This window comes from Xanthomonas sp. WHRI 1810A (genome assembly GCF_040202885.1).
GTDB lineage: Bacteria > Pseudomonadota > Gammaproteobacteria > Pseudomonadales > Pseudomonadaceae > Aquipseudomonas.
On the sequence record NZ_JBEGED010000008.1, the window covers coordinates 254,776 to 275,299 of the forward strand.

Consider the following 20,524-nt stretch of genomic DNA (forward strand, 5'->3'; position numbering starts at 1 on the left):
AACCGGAGATTTTTTCATGAAAGCAATCGTCTATAACGGGCCACGTGACGTCAGTGTGCAGAACGTGCCCGATGCCCGAATTGAAAAACCAACCGACGCGATCATCCGTGTCACTTCGACCAACATCTGCGGCTCCGACCTGCACATGTACGAAGGCCGTACCTCCATGGAAACCGGGCGGGTATTTGGCCACGAAAACCTCGGCGAAGTGATTGAGGTCGGCGCAGGCGTCGACCGGATCAAGGTGGGCGACCGGGTCTGCCTGCCGTTCAACATCGGCTGCGGCTTCTGCGAAAACTGCGAGAAGGGCCTGACCGCCTTTTGCCTGATCACCAACCCCGGCACCGCCGGTGCAGCCTACGGTTTCGCCGAGATGGGTGCCTATCAGGGTGGTCAGGCCGAACTGTTGCGCGTGCCTTACGCCGACTTCAACTGCCTGCTCCTGCCTGAAGGCGCGCAGGAAAAAGAAGAAGATTACGTGATGCTGTCGGACATCTTCCCTACCGGCTGGCACGCCACCGAACTGGCCGGCCTGCTGCCGGGCGAAAGCATCGCCATCTACGGCGCCGGCCCGGTTGGCTTGATGGCGGCGCACTCGGCCATGATCAAGGGCGCGTCGCAGGTGTTCGTGGTCGACAACCATCCTGACCGTTTGAAGCTGGCCGCCAAAATGGGCGCCACGCCGATCAATTCCCTGGAGCAAGAGGCGGTTGATCAGATCCTCAACCTGACCCATGGCAAGGGCACCGACCGCGGCTGCGAATGCGTGGGTTATCAGTGCTGCGACAAACACGGCCATGAAGCCAACCACCTGACCATGAACAACCTGGTGGCCTCGACCAAAGCCACAGGCGGGATCGGTGTCGTGGGCGTGTTCGTGCCGGAAGATCCTGGCGCGAAAAACGAGCTGGCCAAAGAGGGCAAGATGGCCTTCGATTTCGGCGCCTTCTGGTTCAAGGGCCAGCAGATCCGCACCGGGCAGGCAAACGTCAAAGCCTACAACCGCCGCCTGGCCGAGCTGATTCATCATGACCGCGCCAAGCCATCGCAGATCGTGTCCCACCGCCTTTCCCTGGCTGACGGGCCGGATGCCTACAAGCACTTCGACGCCCGTGAAGAAGGCTGGACCAAGGTGATTCTCAAACCTGCGGCGTAACGCAGACGGTCGGGTGTTCGAGGGGCGCAGCGTTTCTTGAGCACCCGCCGGGTTGATGCAGCGAGGGCTGGCTGCTTTTAAAAGGGGAGCCAGCCCTCACGCGTTGAGACGTCAGAGAAGCGTGACGGCGTCCCCGACCGCGACCTGACCGCCGTCGGTGATTTCGACGTAGACGCCCATGTCCGGGTGGCCGTACTTTTTGACCAGGGTTTGTGGGATCGACAGGTCTCGCTGCGCCGTCACCGGATCGACGTTGGTCGCCACGCAGCGCCGTGTCCTCAGTACGATTTTTCCCCTCGCCGTGCCCACGCTCACCTCACGGCCCACCCACTCCAGTTCCTCCCAGGGCGTCCCCGTCCGAAAATAAACGTTCGCCCGAAACCGCAGCGGGTCCACCGGCACGCCCATGTCCGCTTGCAGCGCTTCCACGGAGGTCAAGTTGATGAGAGAAATGGAATTCATCATGGGCGTCGACATGACGCTGACGTCGGTGAACCGGATGCCTTCGACTTCCACCAATTGCGGCGTTTCGGTCAGTGCCAGTCGTTCGGCGAACAGGCGGGCCAGCGCTTCGCGATCAGGCTGCGAAGCGAAGCTGAAAGGGTGGGTGACGCCGTCTTTGCCGGTGACCGAAAACACGTGGGTGGATTCATCGTAGCGGGTGCGGTATTCCGCCAGCTGTTCGAATTTGACCAGCACCAGAAAGTCGGTCTTCGGGCGCGGTGCATAGCCCTGGGCTTCGAACGCCCACCGCCCGTTGGTGATGGCAAATTTCCGGTCCAGTGGCATGCCCTGGCCGGCGCTCAGGGCCACCGAGTCGAGGGGTTCTGCCGAGAAGCCTTTCACCGGATAACGGTAAAGATGTTCGATTGAAGACACAGCGCGCTCCTCGTTCTGTGATGGGTGTGGCCGAGCCACCGAAGTGGCCGACAGTTTCAGGCAGGCGGGGCACGTTGGACATACGTGATCTGGCGTATACCCAACGTCGGCTCAGCCCGGCATCCATGGGCTGAGCGTTGGTTGCCCCTAGTGCTTGCCGCCGGCCAGCGGTGGCGTGCGGGGCGGGACCAGTCGTTGCGTGCCAAGGGATTCGAACGCCGAGCAGAAGCGCAGCAGGTTCGAGTCGTCGTAAGCCCGCCCGGCAAAGGTCAGCCCCACCGGCATGCCGATGTCCGCCATCACGCCCATGGGCACGGTCACCGTCGGCACGCCCAGGTGGCGAATCGCAAGGTTGCCGTTGGCCACCCACACGCCGTTGCTCCAGGCGATGTCGGCAGATTGCGGATTGACATCGGCATCCGCCGGGCCCACGTCCGCCACGGTGGGGAACAGCACCGCGTCCAGGCCCAGGCCGTCCATCCAGTCTTCCAGGTCCACTTGGCGCGTGTGCTCCAGTCCGCGAAGGCCGTCCGGCAGGGTCGGGATCTGGTCCCACGGCGTGATGCCGCGTTCGGCCATGCGCACGTACTCGTCCATGCCGGCGCCCAGATCGTCTTCACGGTTGGGCAGGGTGCCGGGGTCGTGGGGGAAAATCTGCGGTCCGTCGACGTCGGCCAGGCGGTTAAGCGCCGGATCGTCGTTGGCCCGCAGGAAGTCATCGAACGCCCAGGCGGACAAATCCCACAGTTCATGATGCAGGAATTCCCTGGACACGAAGCCGCGGGTGAACACGGTGGGGGCGCCAGGACGGTCGCCTTCGCAGTTGGAGACCAGCGGGAAATCCACCTCGACGACTTCTGCGCCAGCGGCTTCAAGGGCCTGGCGCGCCTGTTGCCACAGCGCGACGACCGAGGCGCGGGTGACGATGCGTTGGCCGGTGGGACCGCCGATGCCGGGTTTCTCTGAGGTACCGGCGTCGGGGTCGGCGTTGATGTACATGCGCGGCACGCCGAAGCGCTTGCCGGCCAACGCCTGGCTGCCTTCGGCCAGGTCGGCGTAGGCGGCGGGGCGTACCGACGTCACGCTCGGGATCGGCACCCAGGGCTGCAGCCGCCACAGATCGCCGCGCGGGTCGGGGTCTTCGGCGACGATCACATCGAGCACTTCGAGCAAGTCGGCCATGGTTCGGGCGTAGGGCACCACCACGTCCATGGTCGGCGTCAACGGCCAGTTGCCGCGCACCGAAATCACGCCCCGGGACGGGGTGTAGGCGCACAAGCCATTGTTGGATGCGGGGCCGCGACCGCTGGACCAGGTTTCCTCGGCCATGCCGAACGCCGCGAAGCTGGCGGCGGTGGCAGTCCCGGCACCGTTGGATGAGCCGGACGCGAAGGGCGCCGTGAGGAAGTCGGCGTTGTACGGGCTTTCCGCGCGGCCATAGACACCGCGCTGCATCCCGCCGTTGGCCATGGGCGGCATGTTGGTCTTGCCCAGGCAAATTGCCCCGGCTGCCCGGAGCCGGCCGATGGTGAAGGCGTCGCGCTGAGCGACGAGGGTGGCGAAGGCCGGGCTGCCGGAGGCGGCGGTGAGGCCTTTGACCAGATAGCTGTCCTTGGCGGTGTAGGGAATGCCGTCGAGCGGGCCGAGCGTCTCGCCCTGCGCCCTGCGCCGATCGGACGCCCGGGCCTCTTCAAGCGCCTGCGGGTTACGCACCACGACAGCGTTGAGCGCGGTCGGTGTTTCCAGCCCGTCGTAGGCGTCAATGCGTGCCAGATAAGCCTGCACCAGTTCAACGGCGGTGGTCTGCCCGGACTCAAGCGCGGTACGCAGTGCGGCGATGGACACCTCTGTGACCTCGATCATTCGTATTACCTGGTGTGTTCGTGAAAAAAAGGGTTTGCTCAGCGCGGGTAACGTCGACACCCGACGGGTCATCAGCCGGATGGACAGGCGCTGACAGCGCAGGGCGCTAAGTACATCCGAACATGACGCACTTCGCAACATTCAGCGGCGCCGGACAGGCTGTTCCCTTGACGCAGAGCGTCATCCACGGCATTCCCACGCGGAGCGTGCGGAACGATCACTGCAGAAATGCTTCTGCCGAAGGCGTGGGAGCGAGGCTTGCCCGCGATCTGGCGCGAAGCGGCAGCAAACCCTGCGGATGCGGTATGCCTGACACACCTCGGGTGAATGGTTTAAGGGCCGCCGCGCACCCCATCGTCCGACTGCGGCCCAGAGACAAGCTGCGCTGCCACGGCCTGCGGCCAGAATCAAAAGCCAAGCTGAACGTCGTCTGCTTCACCCTCCGGGCAGACACGGCGTGGCCCGACGGCAACGTCCAGTTCTGCCGACCCACACCATTCACGCAATTGCCTTGAACCCCTCCAATCCTGCACCGGTCGCAACAACACATCATCCATCCACTGACTGGAGAACACCCATGAAGTCTTATCCATTCCCGCCGTTTCCCGTGCAGAAGCAACCCGTCCCCGGCCAGCAGTCGCTGATGGACCCGGTGCCCGATTGCGGCGAAGAAAGCTATGTCGGACACGGCCGGCTGGACGGCAAGGTGGCGGTCATCACCGGGGCCGACAGTGGCATCGGCCGTGCGGTGGCCATTGCGTTTGCCCGGGAAGGCGCGGACGTGGTGATCTCTTACCTCGATGAGCACGAAGACGCCAAGGCCACCGCGCAGTGGGTGGAGAAAGCCGGCCGTCAGTGCCTGTTGATCCCCGGCGACATCGCGCAAAAGGACCAATGCCTGAGCATCGTCGATCAGGCGGTCGAGCGCTTCGGCCGGATCGACGTGCTGGTCAACAACGCCGCGTTCCAGATGTCGCACCCGTCCCTGGAAGAGGTGGAAGACGAAGAATGGCTGCGCACCTTCGACATCAACATCACGGCCATCTTTCGCATCTGCAAGGCCGCGATCAAGCACATGCCCGAAGGCAGCTCGATCATCAACACCAGCTCCATCAATTCGGACAAACCCAAGCCGACCCTGGTGCCGTACGCGACCACCAAAGGCGCGATCGCCAACTTCAGCGCCGGGCTGGCGCAGCTGTTGGGCGAGAAGAACATTCGGGTCAATAGCGTCGCACCCGGCCCGATCTGGACGCCGTTGATCGTCGCCACCATGACCGAAGACGACATCAAGAGTTTCGGTGCCGAAACGCCTCTGGGCCGCCCGGGCCAGCCTGCCGAACTGGCGCCGCTGTATGTGCTGCTGGCCAGCGATGAAGCCAGCTACATCTCCGGTGTGCGCATCGGCGTCACCGGCGGCACGCCGATCCTGTAAGCGAGTCGTGCCCTTGACCGTTTGTCCTGTCAAGGGCACCACTGGCCCGGTTTGGCCCTCCAACCTGCCTAATGCCCGGACTGTCCGGTCTTCCCGATCCTGAGGTGCGTATGTCAGTCGACCCTGCAAACCCTGCCATTCTTCCCACCAGCGTGCCGCCTACCACGCCGGTCGAAAGCGATCTTGATCCGGACGCGATGGACGATGAAGACATCGAAGAAAACCAGGCGCTGGAAGAAAAGCTGATCCACGAACAACAGGATCAGGCCCGTCCGGCTGACTGGGACGAGCCACCGGCCAGCGCCGGCACCGAGTCCCACGCGCGTCCGGTCGACTGGGACGAGCCGCCCACCGCCGCGACGCCTGGGGCCAATGCGCCGACGCCGCTGTCGGACGAGATGCGCTAAGCAACGCCTGAGTTGATTGCACAGAGCCGTAGGGAAACCCCTGCGGCTCTTTGCATTTTGAAAACCTGCCTAAGAAACGTGAGTTCTGTAGTGTCCGACATCATCACCACCCCGATCCCGCCCGACAAAGCCGGCACCCCGCAAAGCAACGCCCAGACCGAAGCGGCCGAAGCCATGCTGTTCGGCTCCCCCAAGGACCGCCTGGATTTCTATCGCCGGGAAATCCAGTACGAAACCGCCATCCTGTCCAACCGCACCAACGCCTACCTGTCCGCGCAATCGTTTCTGGTGATCGCGTTTGCGTCGTCCATGGCCAATATGAATCCGGAATGGGGCAAGCTGTTCACGCTGGTGGTCCCGCCGTTTCTGACCCTGCTCGGGCTGATCTGCTCGATGCACGCCTGGCCGGGTATCCGCGCCGCGTACGAGATCATCGATCACTGGCACTTCAAGCAAAGCCAGTTGCTGCACAGCTCCCCGGCGATGGGGATGGCCTACGACGATTCGCCGCTGTTCAGCGAGCACGAATCCTCGGAAAAGGGCTATCGCAAGTCGTTGATGTTCTCCATGCGCACGCCTTGGCTGTTCAGCGGTTTCTGGTTTTTGCTGGGTGCCTTCTCGATCTACGCGCAGGTCACCGATTCGGCGTTTTGATTGAACCAAATCAAAGCTGGCACGCTGCACGATGCCGCCGTCCATTCATGCAGTTTGCACGCTGTGTCTGAATTGCTCTTCTGATAACGCTTTGTTTTATATAACAAAGAAAGTGGAGTCAAAGTTGGCAAGCTCTCTGCAATGTTCCTCGGGTATACAACCGTGAACCAGAGGAATAACCATAATGAATGCCATCGACCTGCTGACCCAAGACCACGTCCGCGTCAAAGACATCCTGTCCCAGCTCAGTGAATCCACCGATCGCGCCCTCAAGAAGCGCGTTGAGCTGCTGGCCAAGCTGGAAATGGAGATCACCATCCATACCCAGCTGGAAGAAGAAATTTTGTACCCGGCGTTCAAAGAAGCCGGCGGCAAGGAACAGGACGTCATGTATTACGAAGCCAAGGAAGAGCACCGCACCGTTGACGCGCTGGTGCTTCCCGACCTCAAGCAAACCGATCCAGGCACCCCGGAATTTTCCGGCCGCGTCAAAGTGGTCAAAGAACTGCTTGAGCACCACATCGAGGAGGAAGAGGAAGAAATGTTCCCTCAGGCCCTCGAATTGCTGGGCAAGGACAAGCTCGACGAGCTGGGCGTGCAAATGGAAGCCATGCGAGCCGACATGAAAGCCGACATGAAAAAAAGCCTGTCGATGAAAGCTGCTTGATCGATTTACGGCGGCCCATGTTGTTTCGAAGGCCCGGACGGGTGACCGTCCGGGCCTTTGCATGCGTCTACGACGGGCTTCTCCGGGGCGTTGGGCTCAGGGCTGTTAGTGCCAGGCTTGCGGGGCAGGGACGACGCGGCGCATTTGGAACGATTGCGGTTGGCTGATGTTACGTTGACACTATCGCTGGCCGACGCTAACAGTGCGCATCAAATCCGCGCGCTTTGAGCATCGGATCTCTCGCACAGCGCGAGACAGACTCATATACTCAGCCGCCCACCTCTCACCTTGTCAGCCTTCTTCAGTCGATGCCGTCGCATGGATACGTCGAAACCGGAGGCATCAGGAGCTCAGTCACATGGCAGTACTGCAACAGCGCACCGTGAATGCATTGAAAACCAGCGATGCACAACTGACCAGCCAATGGCTGGCCGATCTGGAACAGAGTGGCGCGACGCGCAACCTCAAGGCTGAAGAACTCAAACAACAAACCGCTGATTTCCTGCGGTTGATGACCAGCGTCGCCGAAAAAGGCGGCTCCCTGAACATCACGTCCCCGGAATGGGACGAAACCCGCCAGTTTCTGGAAAAGCTCTCGCACAACCGGGCCATCGTCGGCCAGGATTCCCAGCAGACCGCCAACTTCATCTTCTCGTTGAAGGGTCCGCTGTTCACCATGCTGCAAAACGAATTCGGCACCGAGCCGTCGCTGCTGGCTGAACAATTGTGGGAAATCTCCCAATTGCTCGACGCCCTCGGCATGCACACCATCCGCACCTTCCAGAAATCCCGTGAAGCAGTGATCAAGCGTCAGCAGGAAGAACTGCTGGAGCTGTCGACCCCGGTGGTCAAGCTGTGGGATGGCGTGCTGGCGCTGCCGATGATCGGCACCCTGGACTCCCAGCGCACCCAGGTGGTCATGGAATCCTTGCTGCAGCGCATCGTCGACACCGGTTCGGAAATCGCCATCATTGACATCACCGGCGTACCGACCGTGGACACCCTGGTGGCCCAGCACTTGCTGAAAACCGTGACCGCCATCCGCTTGATGGGCGCCGATTGCATCATCAGCGGCGTCCGTCCGCAGATTGCCCAGACCATCGTTCACCTGGGCCTGGATTTGCAGGGCGTGGTCACCAAAGCCAACCTGGCCGACGCGCTGGCCCTGGCCTTGCGTCGCCTGGGCGTCACCGTCAGCAAGGCGGTGTAAGCCGATGGAACGCATCCCGATTCTGCAGATGGGTGACTTTCTGCTGGTCACCATTCAGGTCGACATGCACGACCAGCTTGCGCTGACCTTGCAGGACGACCTGTCGGAACGCATCAGCAACACCTCGGCACGGGGCGTGTTGATCGACATTTCCGCGCTGGACATGGTCGATTCCTTCATCGGCCGCATGATCGGCATGATTTCCGGCCTTTCGCGCATCATGGACGCCGAAACCGTGCTGGTCGGCATGCAGCCGGCGGTGGCGATTACCCTGGTTGAACTGGGCATGACCCTGCCGGGCGTCAGCACCGCGCTGAATGTCGAGCGGGGCATGAAGTTGCTGCGCGAGCGGGCGTATTCGCAATGACCGTGCGCAGCAATGGCAGTCAGCCGATCCTGATCGAGCAGGACGTGGTGCTCGCACGCCAATTGACCCGCAAGCTGGCGCAGGAGTGTGGCCTGCGCCTGATCGACCTGACCAAGCTGGTCACTGCGGTGAGCGAGCTGGCGCGCAACACCATGGTGTATGGCGGTGGCGGCGACATGGATTGGGAAATCGTGGAAGACGGGTTACGGGTCGGGCTGCGCCTGACCTTCCGTGACGAAGGCCCGGGCATCCCCGACCTCAAACTGGCGATGACCGACGGCTGGACCTCCGGTGGCGGGCTGGGCCTGGGGCTGACCGGTGCCAAGCGGCTGGTGGATGATTTCGATCTGCAGACCGAACCCGGTAAAGGCACGCGAATAATGATCGCCAAATGGACCTGAACCTGCGCAGCAGCCTGACCCTGGTCATACCGGTCGAAGACGAGAGCCAAGTGGGCTACGCCCGTCGCACGGCGCAGAAACTCGCCGAGGACCTGGCCTTCGACGCCACCGATGCAGGGCGGGTGGCGCTGATCGTCACCGAACTGGCGAGCAATATCCTCAAGCACGCGCGTCATGGCGAGCTGCACCTGCGCACCCTGTGTAGCGCAGGTTCCGACGTGCCGGGTCTGGAGGTCATTGCGGTGGACCGGGGCAAGGGCTTCGATCTGCAGGAAGGGCTTGCGGACGGTTTCTCGACCCGTGGCACGCAAGGCATCGGCCTGAGCGCGATCCAGCGTCAGGCCGACGTGTTCGACGTATACACGGATCACCGCGGGACGGTGCTGCTGACGCGCTTTTATCCGCGTCATTCCGGGTTCAAGGACCCACGGGTGGGGATCACCCAGCACTCGTTGCACCGCGATCCGGCGTGTGGCGATGTCTGGGGGCTGGCGTTCGACGGCGCGCGCATCAGCGTGTTGGTGATCGACGGCCTGGGCCATGGCGAAGACGCCGAAGCAGGCGCAATGGCCGGCGCCGAGGTCTATCAGCGCCAGCCGCTGGCTTCACCGGCCTTGCTGCTGGAAGACATGCACCACGCCATGCGTGGCACTCGCGGTGGGGCGGTGGCGATTGCGCATTTCGAGGCGGTCAGCCAGACGTTGCAATTCATCGGCATCGGCAACATCGGCGGGACCCTGATCGGCACCGAGAAAACCCGGGGCCTGGTCTCGCATCCGGGCATCGTCGGTTTGCAGTACCGCAAGCACCAGGCGTTCGATTATCCGCAGTCGGCCGGGCAACTGCTGATCATGTACAGCGACGGCCTGCAATCGCGCTGGAACCTGCGTGATTATCCGGGTCTGATGTTTCGTCACCCGGCAATAATCGCTGCCGTGCTGCACCGCGATTTTTGTCGCGCCACGGATGACGTAACAGTATTGGTAATCGCCCTGGAGACGCTCGATGCCTGAACTTCCCCCTCAAAACGTGCATGCCGAGTCCCTGGAGCTCCAACAGCTGCGGGACGAGGCCGCTGCGCTGCGCGCCGAACTGGATGAGACCAATCAGGGCGTGCTGGCGTTGTACGCAGAGCTCGACATGCAGGCGGACCAGCTGCGTCAGGCCTCAGACCTGAAAAGCCGCTTTCTGTCTTACATGAGCCATGAGTTCCGCACGCCGCTGGGCTCGATCCTGAGCATCGCCAGCCTGCTGACCGACGAACTCGACGGCCCGTTGAGCCCCGAGCAGCACAAGCAGGTGATCTTCGTGCGCACTGCCGCCCGCGAGCTCAGCGACATGGTCGACGACCTGCTGGACCTGGCCAAGATCGAAGCCGGGCGCATCAGCATTTCTCCGGCCTGGTTCGACATGTTCGACCTGTTCTCCGCGTTGCGCGGCATGTTCCGACCGATTGTCGACGCCTCCACCGTGGACCTGATTTTCGAGAAGCCGTCGGGCTTGCCCCGGCTGTTCACCGACGATAAAAAGCTGGCGCAGATTCTGCGCAACTTCATTTCCAATTCCCTGAAATTCACCCAGCGCGGTGAAGTCCGTGTGTCGGCGCGGCTGGAAGGCGAGGACGCGGTGCGCTTTGCGGTCAGCGACACTGGCATCGGCATTCCCCAGGAAATGCACGGCGCGCTGTTCGAAGATTTCTCCCAGGTTGATTCGCCGCTGCAAAAACGCCTGCGCGGCACCGGCCTGGGGCTGTCGTTGTGCAAGCGTTTCGCCGAGCTGCTGGGCGGGCGCGTGGGCGTCGAAAGCCAGCCCGGAGTGGGGTCGACCTTCTTCGTGATCATTCCACTGGCGCTTGACCCGGAGCACAACGATGAAGCGTGAAAGCCGCCTGCTGATTGTCGATGACAATGCGGCCACCCGTTACGCGTTGCGCCGTCGCCTGGAGCGCCAGGGTTTTAACGTGCTCGAGGCCGGCACCGGCGGCGACGGGCTGGAGATGATCGCCGCCCAGTTGCCGGACGCCTTGATTCTGGACGTCAACCTGCCGGACATGAGTGGCTTCGACATCGTCCGCAAGCTGCGGTCCGAAGCACGGACCGCGCTGTTACCAGTGGTGCACGTGTCGGCCGCGTCGATCCAGACCGGCGACATCGTGACCGGCCTCGAAGCCGGCGCCGACGCGTACCTGGTGCACCCGGTGGACCCCGATGTGCTGCTGGCGACCCTGCGCACGCTGCTGCGAGTGCGTGACACCGAATACGCCCTGCGTGACAGCGAAGACCGCTTTCGCGAGATTTTCGTCAATGTGTCTGCGCCCATTGCGGTCATTGACAAGGACCTGCAAGTCCACGAATGCAACCACGCGTTCGCCCAACTGATCACCCACGACACGCCGCAAACCAGCCTGGCGCAGAGCTTTGCCGAGGATCAGGCCACCGTGCTGCACGGTCTGCAAGCCGCGTTGCACGAGGAAGAACGCTGGAAGGGCACCCTGAGCATGCGGGTCAAGGGCGAAGTCCGGGAAACCGAATGGCAGGTATCGCCGTACCGCACACCGGGCCTGAGCCTGGTGTTCGTCGAAGACGTCACCGAGCAGCGGCGCCGCGAACTGTCCCAGCGCCAGTTGCTCGATTCGGTCAACACGCGGCTGGCCCATGAAGTGGCCGAGCGCGCCCGCAGCGAGGCGCTGTTGCTCCAGGCGCAGAAGATGGACGCCATCGGCAAACTGACCGGGGGGATCGCCCACGACTTCAACAACCTGCTGACCGGGATCACCACCGGCCTTGAGCTGATCAAGAAGCGCACGCTGGACAATCGCCCGGCCAAAGTCCTTGATTACGCCGATGCTGCGCTGGCGTCTGCCCGCAGTGCCGCCGCGCTGACCCATCGCCTGCTGGCCTTCGCCCGCCAGCAACCGCTGGATGCGCGGCCGATCGACATCAACAAACACGTGCGGTCTGTCGAGGACCTGCTGAGCCGGACCATCGGCGAGCGCATCACCCTGACCCTGGAACTGACGTCCAAAAGCGCCGTGGCGCTGGTGGATTCCAGCCAGCTGGAAAGTGCGGTGCTCAATCTGGTGATCAACTCCCGGGACGCCTTGCCCAACGGCGGCAATATCTGGATCACCACCTTCGAGGCCTACTCTCAGGGCAACCCGCGCCTGGTAGACGGCCCCTACATCGCGCTGACCGTGCGCGATGACGGCATGGGCATCGAACACCACCTGATCGACAAGGTGTTCGACCCGTTTTTCACCACCAAACCCATCGGCCAGGGCACCGGCCTGGGGTTGTCGACGTTGTACGGTTTTGCCCGTCAGTCCGGCGGCGACGCCCATATTCGCAGTGCGGTCGGCCACGGCACCGAGGTGACCCTGATGCTGCCGGCGGGCCGCGACGATCTGGTGGCTGACCCGGAAAAGCCGGCCCCCACCGAGCCCGGTGCCGGCGAGCATATTCTGATCGTCGAGGACACGGCCTCGGTGCGGATGTTCGTCAATGAAGTACTGGTGGACGCCGGCTACCGCTGCACCCAGGTCGGCGATGTAAAGACGGCCCTTGAGATGCTGGAACACGACGGTTCCATCGAACTGTTGCTGACAGACGTCGGAATGCCGCACATGAACGGCCGCGAACTGGCACAGTTGTCACGTCGCTGGCGTCCCAGCCTGCCGGTGCTGTTCATGACCGGTTACGCCGAGAACGCGTTGAACCGCCAGGATTTCCTGGGCGAGCGCATGGACATGATTGTCAAACCGTTCCAGCTCAACGAATTTCTTGAAAAGGTCAGCCACATGCTCGACAGCGCCACACGCGCTGACGGCGGGTAGACGCCACATGATTGTCCCGAACGCTCAGCGCACTGAACGGTTGGGTTTAATGAAGTTCCCATCGTTCATCGACTGACTGGAACTGTAGGAGAATTGGTTTGCTCCAGAACATAGACGACTTGGGCTTGCAGAGCGCGATTGATCAATGCGCCCGCGAACCCATCAAAATCCCTGGCAGCATTCAGCCCCACGGCTTTTTATTGGTCATTGATGAGTCCACGATGCGCATCGTGCAGGTCAGCGCCAACGTCGACACCTGGCTGGGCATCGCGCCTGCCGGGTTGTTGGGCATGACGCTGCACGATGTCATCAACCAGACCGATCGGCTGTCCTCGGTGCTCAAGAGCCTGCCGGAGGACGACCAGAACCCCTTCCATGCAGGCGAAGTCAGTTTCCGCAGTGGCATCCGGGCGGGCGCGCCCATCGACATGATGGTCCACCGTCACGATCAGGTGCTGATCGCCGAGTTCGAACCGGCCGGCGACATGGCCGGTGCCTACAGCAACGTCTACCCGCTGATGCGTAACTTCGTCGGGCACATGGACGACGCGGAGACGATTGACGCGTTGTGCAAGCGCTCGGTAGAGCAGATCAAGCGCATCACCGGGTTCGGACGGGTCAAGTCGTACCGCTTCGACGAGCATGGCAACGGCCACGTCAACGCCGAGGCAGCCGATCCGGACTACCCGAGCTACCTGGGCCTGACCTTTCCCGCGTCGGACATCCCGTCCCAGGCGCGGGCGCTGTACGTCGCCAATCGCATTCGGGTCATCGAAGACGCCAATTACCAGCCGTCGCCCCTGGTGCCCAGCGAAAACCCGCTGACCGGCGCGCCGCTGGACATGAGTTTTGCGGCGCTTCGCAGTGTGTCGCCGGTGCACCTGCAGTACATGCGCAACATGCAGACGATGGCCTCGATGTCGATTTCCATCGTGGTCCGCGGCCAGTTGTGGGGGCTGATTTCCTGTCACCACGCCACCCCGCGCGGGGTGCGGTTTCAGTCGCGCACCGCCTGCGAACTGCTGGGCAGCGCGCTGTCGTTGCAGATCGAGACCAAGGAAGCCCAGGCCAGCAGCCAGCGCCTGTTGAGCCTGCGTCGGCAGATCGTGCAAATGCTGGCGGCCATGGCCGATCTGGACAGCGTGAGCCTGGGCCTGCGCGCCTTGCCCGAGGTGCTGTTGAACTTCGTACAGGCCAGCGGCGCGGCCGTGGTGTCCGGCTCGACGATTGATGTCTACGGCGAAACACCGGCTCGGGAGCACATCGTCGCGCTCACCGAATGGTTGACCCAACGTGGCGACGCGGACGTGTTCCACTCCGATAACGTGGGCCGTGACATCGCCCAGCTGCCCGAATTGGCGGAGTCGGTGGCAGGGGTGCTGGCCGTGGCCATTTCCGAACTGCATTCCAACTTCATCCTCTGGTTCAAACCCGAGCGCAGACGTCTGGTGAACTGGGCCGGCAAACCGGAAAAAGCGGTCAGCACCGAGACGGGCGCACTCAGCCCCCGGCACAGCTTCGAGACCTGGCAGGAAACCGTCAGCGGCTACTCGGCGCCGTGGGATGCGCTGGAAACCGAAGGCGTGGTCGAACTGCGCGCAGCGGTATTGGGCATTGTCCTGCGCAAGGCCGAGGAAATGGCCGAGCTGGCGCAGGAACTGAAAAAGTCCAACAAGGAGCTTGAGGCGTTTTCCTACAGCGTGTCCCATGACCTGCGCGCCCCGCTGCGTCATATCGCCGGGTACGCCGAGCTGCTGGCCGACATCGAAGCCGAGAAACTGTCCGAGCGCGGCATGCGTTTCCTCGACAACATCGGTGAGTCGGCGCGCTTCGCCGGGACCCTGGTGGACAACCTGCTGAGCTTCTCCCAGATGGGCCGCTCGGCCATGCGCTTCTCTGAAGTTGACCTGCAGGCGCTGGTCGAAGCCATTCGCCGGGAAATGCAGCCCGATTATCAGGGCCGCACACTGGAATGGGTAATCCCCCGACCGCTGCCGGTGATCGTGGCCGACGCCGCGTTGCTGCACCTGGCGTTGCGTAACCTGATTTCCAATGCCATCAAATACACCCGCGACAGCGACCCGGCGGTGATTGAGATCACCGCACGCGAAGTCGATGGGAAGACCGTCGTCTGCATCCAGGACAACGGCGTAGGCTTTGACATGCAGTACGCGGGCAAGCTGTTTGGCGTGTTTCAGCGTTTGCATCGCATGGAAGAATTCGAGGGCACGGGCATCGGCCTGGCCAGTGTGCGCCGGATTATCGAGCGTCACGACGGCGAGGTTTGGGCCCAAAGCCAATTGGGAGAGGGTGCTACCTTCTTTTTCTCCCTCCCGAAACGTCACCTGAACGTAACCCCTTGAGTGTCCGAGGAGACGCCCAATGTTAAAACCCATTGTGTTGGTGGAAGACAACCCCAACGACCTGGAGCTGACCCTTGTCGCCCTTGAGCGCAGTCAGTTGGCCAATGAAGTGATTGTCCTGCGCGACGGCGCAGAGGCGCTGGATTACCTGTTCCGGCGCAACGATCACAGCGACCGAAAGCTCGGCAACCCGGCGGTGTTGCTGCTGGACCTGAAGCTGCCCAAGGTTGATGGCCTGGAAGTGCTCAAGGCCATCCGCGAATCCGAGGAAGTGCGCAGCGTCCCGGTGGTGATGCTCACTTCCTCGCGCGAAGAACCCGATTTGCAGCGGGCATACGCGCTGGGAGTGAACGCTTACGTCGTCAAGCCGGTCGAATTCAAGGAATTTGTGTCGGCCATCTCCGACCTGGGCATTTTCTGGGCCGTACTCAACGAACCACCCCCCGGTTCATTGCGCCTGGCCCGACGTCCCGGGTCTTGATGGCACGCGTACCATCCCCGCGTTGGCTTCGGCAGACGCAGGGCGGGGCGAGCCCTATTAGCTTCCATTGACGATTATTCATGCCGCTATCGCTTCTCAAGTTGCTTCTGGTTGAAGACAGTCCGCACGACGCCGAGCTGACCCTGTTCACGCTTGAGCGTGCAGGCCTCACCATTGAATCCACGCTGGTCTACGATCATCACGGCGTCGAACAGGCGCTGTCGGCCCGACATTACGACCTCATTCTGTGTGATTTCCTGCTGCCCGGTTCGTCCGGTGCCGAGGTGCTGCACTGCGCCCAGCGCATCGCGCCGCAGATCCCGTTCATCTTTTTGTCCGGCATTTTCGGCGAGCAGCATGCCGTCGAAATGATGCGCTTGGGGGCGGTGGATTACGTCCTCAAGCAGAACCTCAAGATGCTGCCCAAGGCGGTCAACCGTGCAGTGGCTGAAGTCCGTGAACGGGAAAAGCGCCGCCGTGCCGAGCAGAGCCTGCAAGATGTCGAAGTGCGTGCGCACCTGGCCATCGAAGCCGCCGACATGGGCGTCTGGACCTACGATCCGCTGAGCCAGACGATGTTCTGGGACGAGCGCTGCAAAGCCATGCACGGCCTGGCCCCCGATGCGCCGGCCGACATGGCGTTCGTCTTCGACCACTGCCACCCGGATGACCGCGCCATGTTGCGCGCCAAGGTCGATGCCGCGCTCAAGGCCGACACCGGGTTCCAGGCTGAGTACCGCCTGCTGGTGGAAGGCGTGGGTGAGCGCTGGGTGTTCTCCAACGGCCGCTCTCTGTTCGAAAACGGCCGCTGCGTGCGCTTTACCGGCGTCATTCAAGACATTGACGAGCGCAAGCAATCCACCCAGGCCCTGCATCAGCTCAACGAAACCCTGGGCGAACGGGTGGTGCAACGGACCCGCGAACGCGACCGCACCTGGGAATTGTCCCGGGAATTGCTGGGCGTGCTGCATTTCGACATGACCCCGATTGCCCTCAACCCTGCCTGGGAATCGACCCTGGGCTGGAGCCGCGCGGATCTCGCCGGGCAACAGCTGCGCAACCTGATTCACCCGGATGACGTGGCGGCCACCGTGCGTGAAACCGCCAATGTCGGCGGCGGCAGCGTGACCACCCGTTTCATCAACCGCATGCGCCACGCCGATGGCGGCTACCGCTGGCTGTCGTGGACCATGGTGCCGGACGATGGGCTGATGTACGCCGCAGTGCGTGACACCACCAGTGAACGGTCCGTGCTGGATGAACTCGCGGCCACCAACAAACGCCTGCGCGAGCAGATCCAGGAACGGGAAAAGGTCGAGGCCGCGCTGCAGCAGATGCAGCGCCTGGAAGTGGTAGGGCAACTGACCGCCGGCGTCGCCCACGACTTCAACAACCTGCTGACCGTGATCCTGACCAGCGCCAGCTTTCTTGTGCGGGACCTGGACAAAGGCGTGTTCACCAAATCCGCCAGCCGCCTGCAGAACATCAAGGAAGCGGGGGAGCGGGGCGCCAAACTCACCAGCCAGCTGCTGTCGTTCTCCCGTCGCCAGCGCCTGGAACCGGTGCCGCTGAGCCTGAACCACACCATCGAAGGCATGCGCGAGCTGTTGGCCCGCGCCCTCGGCGGCAGCGTGTGGGTCGAGACCGCCCTGGCGGACGATCTGTGGAGCGCGCTGGTGGACCCGACCCAGACCGAGATGATCATCCTCAACCTGGCGATCAACGCGCGTGACGCGATGGTCCAGGGCGGCGAGCTGAGCCTGCACACGTACAACGAAATGGTCTATCGCCTGCCGCAGCGCCCCGAAGACCCGGAACCGGGGGCCTACGTGGTGCTGTCGGTGGGGGATTCAGGCTCGGGCATGAGCGAGGAAGTGCTGGCCAAGGCGTTCGAACCGTTCTTCACCACCAAGGAAGTGGGCAAGGGCTCGGGGCTGGGGCTGGCGCAGGTGTTCGGCTTTGCCAAACAGTCGGGGGGCGGGGTCAGCATCGTCACCCAGGAAAATGTCGGCACCACCATCAAGGTGTACCTGCCGAGCATTCCGGACGCCGTCCAGCGGGTGACGTTGCAGGCGGAGCTGAGTCCGGTCGCGGCACGGGGTATTACCGGTCGCACCATCCTGCTGGTGGACGACGACGTCGACGTGCGCTCGGTGACCGCCATGATGCTGGATGCCCTGGGCTACGCGGTGGTGGAGGCCGAGGACGGCAACGATGCGCTGAAGAAGATCGGCAGCGGCATCGACCTGATGCTCACCGACTTCGCCATGCCGAACATGACCGGTGCCGAGCTGGCGGACATCGTCAATCGCAGTTATCCGTCGCTGCCCATCGTGTTCATCACCGGCTTCGCCGACACCGACATCCTCAACGTCGACCAGCAACTGATCGTGCAGAAGCCCTACAGCGAAGATGAACTGGCGGCCAAGCTGGCCAAGGCGTTCGAGGGGCGTACCACCGAGTCTGTGTGAGGCCACGGGCCGGGCTATCGCTTGAGGGTGTCGGCCCGCTGAATCACAGGCAGTCCCGCGCGGCCTTCTCCAGACGGTTGTGGACCAGTGAGGCCAGGGGCGTGCGTTGATACAGGAAGACGCGAGTGGTGGGGTTGCCCTTGTAGATCTCGAGGATTTCGTCGCCCGACACTTTGCTGGAGACCAGGATCCTGAAGTGGTTCCTGCCCTCGGACAGGGTCGCTTCGGGCCGGGCCTTCTGCCATTTGGGGAAGACGCACGCGGCGTAATCGGCAGGGGTCTTGTGGGTGTCGAGATTGACGGAGGGGTTGTTGGGGGTAGAGCCACAGCCGGCCAGCCACACAGACAGCGAACCGGTCATCAATAACGCGCGCGTTCCTTTCATCCTGAAGTACATCCATAGAGCTGACAGTCGTCGCACGTCCAGTGGCGTGCCGTTGAGTCGCCTATGGTGAACGGCGGCCGGGAAAATGAAAAGATGGGCGTTTCAAGTGGCAGATCCCTTGGGGCGCCAGTGATGCTGCCGAATGACGCTTAAACGTCCACTTCGATGGTGGCGGCTTTGACCAGGTCCGCAAAAAAGAAATAGCGGTTGACCGCGAATACCGTGACGGCAGTCAGTGCAACGACGTTAAGGGCGTGAATGAGCATGGCGAATAATCCGGTGCGGTGGGCGTGCTCGCTATGTTACGTGCCGGCGCGCCAATCGAAAGACACCCGTGTTCATGGTGGTCATCAACCGGATTGATGGGGATAGCCGCAGTCTTCCGCTCATACCAGCGGTTTGGTTATAACGATAGATCGTTTCGATATGGTTGCTTCATAAGAACCCCGATATGCTGCGCGCCTGTTTTTTACCGCTGTCACGCAGGCTTTTGGATATCGCAATGGATTTTGGCAATGCAGGTTTCGTCGTCGCAGGCTTGGTAGTCGGGTTCATTGTGGGCATGACCGGGGTAGGGGGTGGATCGTTGATGACCCCGATCCTGCTGTGGTTCGGCATCAACCCCGCGACCGCTGTCGGCACCGATCTGTTGTATGCGGCCATTACCAAGAGCGGCGGGGTGCTGGTCCACAAAAAGCGCGGCAACATCGACTGGAAAATCACCGGATGGATGACCCTGGGCAGTGTGCCGGCGGCGGCGCTGACTTTGCTGTTCCTGAGCACGCTGCACAGCGCGCCGGACGCGATGAACGCCGTCATCAAGCAGGCGCTGGGGGTGGTGCTGCTGCTCACGGCGCTGGCGATTTTTTTCAAGCCGAGCCTGTTGGCCTTCGCCCAGAAGCACGCCGGTGACCGCTACCGCCTGAGTGAGCGAACGCTGAACCTGCTGACGGTGGTCACCGGGGTGATCCTCGGGGTGATGGTCGCCCTGACCTCCATCGGCGCCGGCGCATTGGGCACCGTGGCGTTGTTTCTGCTGTACCCCTTCCTTGACACCCGACGCTTGGTCGGCACCGAAATCGCCCACGCAGTCCCTCTGACCCTGATCGCCGGCCTGGGCCACGCCAGCATGGGCAACATGGACTGGACGATGCTTTGCTTCCTGCTGATGGGCTCGCTGCCCGGCATTTACGTCGGCAGCCACCTCGCCGGCCGCATCCCCGACAACCTCTTGCGCCCGTGCCTGGCCCTGATGCTGATGGCGATCGGCTACAAACTGGTGTTCTAAAACCGACGCAAAACCCGCCTCTGCCCGGAGGGCGTGGGCGCGTGGACACGGTCCATCAGCTGACCTTATCTGCTTCTGCCGAAGGCGTGGTAGCGTGGCTTGCCCGCGATCTGCCGGGGACCGGCAGTAAAACCTGTGGAGGCGGTATCACCTGACACCCCCCTGTCGCTTGGTTTTGGGGCCGCTGCGCAGCCCATCGCGAGCAAGCTGCGCTCCCACGGCCTTCGGCCAGAATCAAAAGCCGAACGCGGCGCGTGGACACGATCCATCAGCCGACGTGATCCGCTTCTGCCGTTAGGCGTGGGAGCGAGGCTTGCCCGCGATCTGCCGGGGACCGGCAGTAAAACCTGCGGATGCGGTGTCACCTGATACACCCCGGTCGCCTGGTTTTGGGGCCGCTGCGCAGCCCATCGCGAGCAAGCTGCGCTCCCACGGCCTTCGGCCAGAATCAAAAGCCGGACGCGGCGCGTGGACACGGTTCATCAGCCGACGTGATCCGCTTCTGCCCGGAGGGCGTAGGAGCGTGGCTTGCCCGCGATCTGGCGGGGACCGGCAGCAAAACCTGCGGATGCGGTATCACCTGAAATACCCCGGTCGCCTGGTTTTGGGGCCGCTGCGCAGCCCATCGCGAGCAAGCTGCGCTCCCACGGCCTTCGGCCAGAATC

Annotated in this window: 18 protein-coding genes; 15 read left to right on the plus strand and 3 right to left on the minus strand. The window is 62.7% G+C overall.

The genetic code is table 11. The features are described 5' to 3' along the window. Nucleotides 1–16 precede the first annotated feature (16 nt). Nucleotides 17–1,156 (plus strand): glutathione-independent formaldehyde dehydrogenase, encoded by a 1,140-nt coding sequence (locus ABQX22_RS14510; protein ID WP_349800547.1) that lies wholly within the window; start codon nt 17–19, stop codon nt 1,154–1,156. Between the two features lie 111 nt (nt 1,157–1,267). Here ABQX22_RS14510 and ABQX22_RS14515 read toward each other — a convergent pair whose 3' ends face one another. Together ABQX22_RS14515 and ABQX22_RS14520 are read right to left on the minus strand one after the other, a co-directional pair. After that, the gene (locus ABQX22_RS14515) at nt 1,268–2,035 is read right to left on the minus strand and encodes an MOSC domain-containing protein (protein WP_349800548.1); all 768 of its coding nucleotides are present in this window, start codon (nt 2,033–2,035) and stop codon (nt 1,268–1,270) included. 147 nt (nt 2,036–2,182) lie between these two features. Beyond that, nucleotides 2,183–3,898, minus strand: a complete 1,716-nt coding sequence (locus ABQX22_RS14520; RefSeq protein WP_349800549.1) for an amidase — start codon at nt 3,896–3,898, stop codon at nt 2,183–2,185. Between the two features lie 577 nt (nt 3,899–4,475). Between ABQX22_RS14520 and ABQX22_RS14525 the strand changes: the two genes are divergently transcribed. The 13 genes from ABQX22_RS14525 (at nt 4,476) to ABQX22_RS14585 (ending at nt 18,186) form a co-directional block, all read left to right on the plus strand. After that, a complete protein-coding gene (locus tag ABQX22_RS14525) occupies nt 4,476–5,333 on the plus strand; it encodes a glucose 1-dehydrogenase (protein ID WP_349800550.1) in 858 nt (285 codons plus the stop codon). 110 nt (nt 5,334–5,443) lie between these two features. After that, nucleotides 5,444–5,740 carry a hypothetical protein gene (locus tag ABQX22_RS14530; RefSeq protein ID WP_349800551.1) on the plus strand — a complete coding sequence of 99 codons (297 nt, stop codon included), beginning with the start codon at nt 5,444–5,446 and terminating at the stop codon, nt 5,738–5,740. A 90-nt stretch (nt 5,741–5,830) separates the two neighbouring features. Continuing rightward, entirely contained in the window at nt 5,831–6,394 is a 564-nt protein-coding gene (locus ABQX22_RS14535; RefSeq protein ID WP_349800552.1) for a hypothetical protein, read from the plus strand. Nucleotides 6,395–6,578: 184 nt separating this feature from the next. Next, the gene (locus tag ABQX22_RS14540; RefSeq protein WP_349800553.1) at nt 6,579–7,061 is read left to right on the plus strand and encodes a hemerythrin domain-containing protein; all 483 of its coding nucleotides are present in this window, start codon (nt 6,579–6,581) and stop codon (nt 7,059–7,061) included. Between the two features lie 358 nt (nt 7,062–7,419). After that, the gene (locus tag ABQX22_RS14545) at nt 7,420–8,271 is read left to right on the plus strand and encodes an STAS domain-containing protein (protein WP_349800554.1); all 852 of its coding nucleotides are present in this window, start codon (nt 7,420–7,422) and stop codon (nt 8,269–8,271) included. A gap of 4 nt (nt 8,272–8,275) precedes the next feature. Beyond that, on the plus strand, nt 8,276–8,638 hold the full coding sequence (locus ABQX22_RS14550; protein ID WP_349800555.1) for an STAS domain-containing protein: 363 nt from the start codon (nt 8,276–8,278) through the stop codon (nt 8,636–8,638). Beyond that, the gene (locus tag ABQX22_RS14555) at nt 8,635–9,039 is read left to right on the plus strand and encodes an anti-sigma regulatory factor (RefSeq protein WP_349800556.1); all 405 of its coding nucleotides are present in this window, start codon (nt 8,635–8,637) and stop codon (nt 9,037–9,039) included. The genes ABQX22_RS14550 and ABQX22_RS14555 overlap by 4 nt, the downstream gene beginning before the upstream one ends. Further along, entirely contained in the window at nt 9,030–10,052 is a 1,023-nt protein-coding gene (locus ABQX22_RS14560) for an ATP-binding protein (protein ID WP_349800557.1), read from the plus strand. Before ABQX22_RS14555 ends, ABQX22_RS14560 begins: the two co-directional genes overlap by 10 nt. Next, a complete protein-coding gene (locus ABQX22_RS14565) occupies nt 10,045–10,920 on the plus strand; it encodes a sensor histidine kinase (protein WP_349800558.1) in 876 nt (291 codons plus the stop codon). The genes ABQX22_RS14560 and ABQX22_RS14565 overlap by 8 nt, the downstream gene beginning before the upstream one ends. Then, nucleotides 10,910–12,871, plus strand: a complete 1,962-nt coding sequence (locus ABQX22_RS14570) for a response regulator (protein WP_349800559.1) — start codon at nt 10,910–10,912, stop codon at nt 12,869–12,871. Before ABQX22_RS14565 ends, ABQX22_RS14570 begins: the two co-directional genes overlap by 11 nt. 98 nt (nt 12,872–12,969) lie before the next feature. Continuing rightward, on the plus strand, nt 12,970–15,234 hold the full coding sequence (locus ABQX22_RS14575; RefSeq protein ID WP_349800560.1) for an ATP-binding protein: 2,265 nt from the start codon (nt 12,970–12,972) through the stop codon (nt 15,232–15,234). A 19-nt stretch (nt 15,235–15,253) separates the two neighbouring features. Continuing rightward, nucleotides 15,254–15,715, plus strand: coding sequence for a response regulator (locus ABQX22_RS14580; RefSeq protein WP_349800561.1), 462 nt, complete (start codon nt 15,254–15,256; stop codon nt 15,713–15,715). A gap of 80 nt (nt 15,716–15,795) precedes the next feature. Beyond that, nucleotides 15,796–18,186, plus strand: coding sequence for a response regulator (locus ABQX22_RS14585; protein ID WP_349800562.1), 2,391 nt, complete (start codon nt 15,796–15,798; stop codon nt 18,184–18,186). Nucleotides 18,187–18,229: 43 nt separating this feature from the next. Here the strand turns inward: ABQX22_RS14585 and ABQX22_RS14590 are convergent, their stop codons facing one another. Further along, nucleotides 18,230–18,571 carry a hypothetical protein gene (locus tag ABQX22_RS14590; protein ID WP_349800563.1) on the minus strand — a complete coding sequence of 114 codons (342 nt, stop codon included), beginning with the start codon at nt 18,569–18,571 and terminating at the stop codon, nt 18,230–18,232. 502 nt (nt 18,572–19,073) lie between these two features. On the opposite strand from ABQX22_RS14590, the gene ABQX22_RS14595 reads away from it, so the two are divergent. Then, nucleotides 19,074–19,859: a sulfite exporter TauE/SafE family protein gene (locus tag ABQX22_RS14595; protein ID WP_349800564.1), complete on the plus strand. Its 786-nt coding sequence runs from the start codon at nt 19,074–19,076 to the stop codon at nt 19,857–19,859. Nucleotides 19,860–20,524: the final 665 nt, after the last annotated feature.

Excerpts from the sequence above, each read along its gene's own strand:
- ABQX22_RS14510 (WP_349800547.1), top strand. The coding sequence starts at position 17 with ATGAAAGCAATCGTCTATAACGGGCCACGTGACGTCAGTGTGCAGAAC.
- ABQX22_RS14520 (WP_349800549.1), bottom strand. The coding sequence starts at position 3,898 with ATGATCGAGGTCACAGAGGTGTCCATCGCCGCACTGCGTACCGCGCTT.
- ABQX22_RS14525 (WP_349800550.1), top strand. The coding sequence starts at position 4,476 with ATGAAGTCTTATCCATTCCCGCCGTTTCCCGTGCAGAAGCAACCCGTC.
- ABQX22_RS14530 (WP_349800551.1), top strand. The coding sequence starts at position 5,444 with ATGTCAGTCGACCCTGCAAACCCTGCCATTCTTCCCACCAGCGTGCCG.
- ABQX22_RS14540 (WP_349800553.1), top strand. The coding sequence starts at position 6,579 with ATGAATGCCATCGACCTGCTGACCCAAGACCACGTCCGCGTCAAAGAC.
- ABQX22_RS14545 (WP_349800554.1), top strand. The coding sequence starts at position 7,420 with ATGGCAGTACTGCAACAGCGCACCGTGAATGCATTGAAAACCAGCGAT.
- ABQX22_RS14550 (WP_349800555.1), top strand. The coding sequence starts at position 8,276 with ATGGAACGCATCCCGATTCTGCAGATGGGTGACTTTCTGCTGGTCACC.
- ABQX22_RS14555 (WP_349800556.1), top strand. The coding sequence starts at position 8,635 with ATGACCGTGCGCAGCAATGGCAGTCAGCCGATCCTGATCGAGCAGGAC.
- ABQX22_RS14560 (WP_349800557.1), top strand. The coding sequence starts at position 9,030 with ATGGACCTGAACCTGCGCAGCAGCCTGACCCTGGTCATACCGGTCGAA.
- ABQX22_RS14565 (WP_349800558.1), top strand. The coding sequence starts at position 10,045 with ATGCCTGAACTTCCCCCTCAAAACGTGCATGCCGAGTCCCTGGAGCTC.
- ABQX22_RS14570 (WP_349800559.1), top strand. The coding sequence starts at position 10,910 with ATGAAGCGTGAAAGCCGCCTGCTGATTGTCGATGACAATGCGGCCACC.
- ABQX22_RS14580 (WP_349800561.1), top strand. The coding sequence starts at position 15,254 with ATGTTAAAACCCATTGTGTTGGTGGAAGACAACCCCAACGACCTGGAG.
- ABQX22_RS14585 (WP_349800562.1), top strand. The coding sequence starts at position 15,796 with ATGCCGCTATCGCTTCTCAAGTTGCTTCTGGTTGAAGACAGTCCGCAC.
- ABQX22_RS14590 (WP_349800563.1), bottom strand. The coding sequence starts at position 18,571 with ATGAAAGGAACGCGCGCGTTATTGATGACCGGTTCGCTGTCTGTGTGG.
- ABQX22_RS14595 (WP_349800564.1), top strand. The coding sequence starts at position 19,074 with ATGGATTTTGGCAATGCAGGTTTCGTCGTCGCAGGCTTGGTAGTCGGG.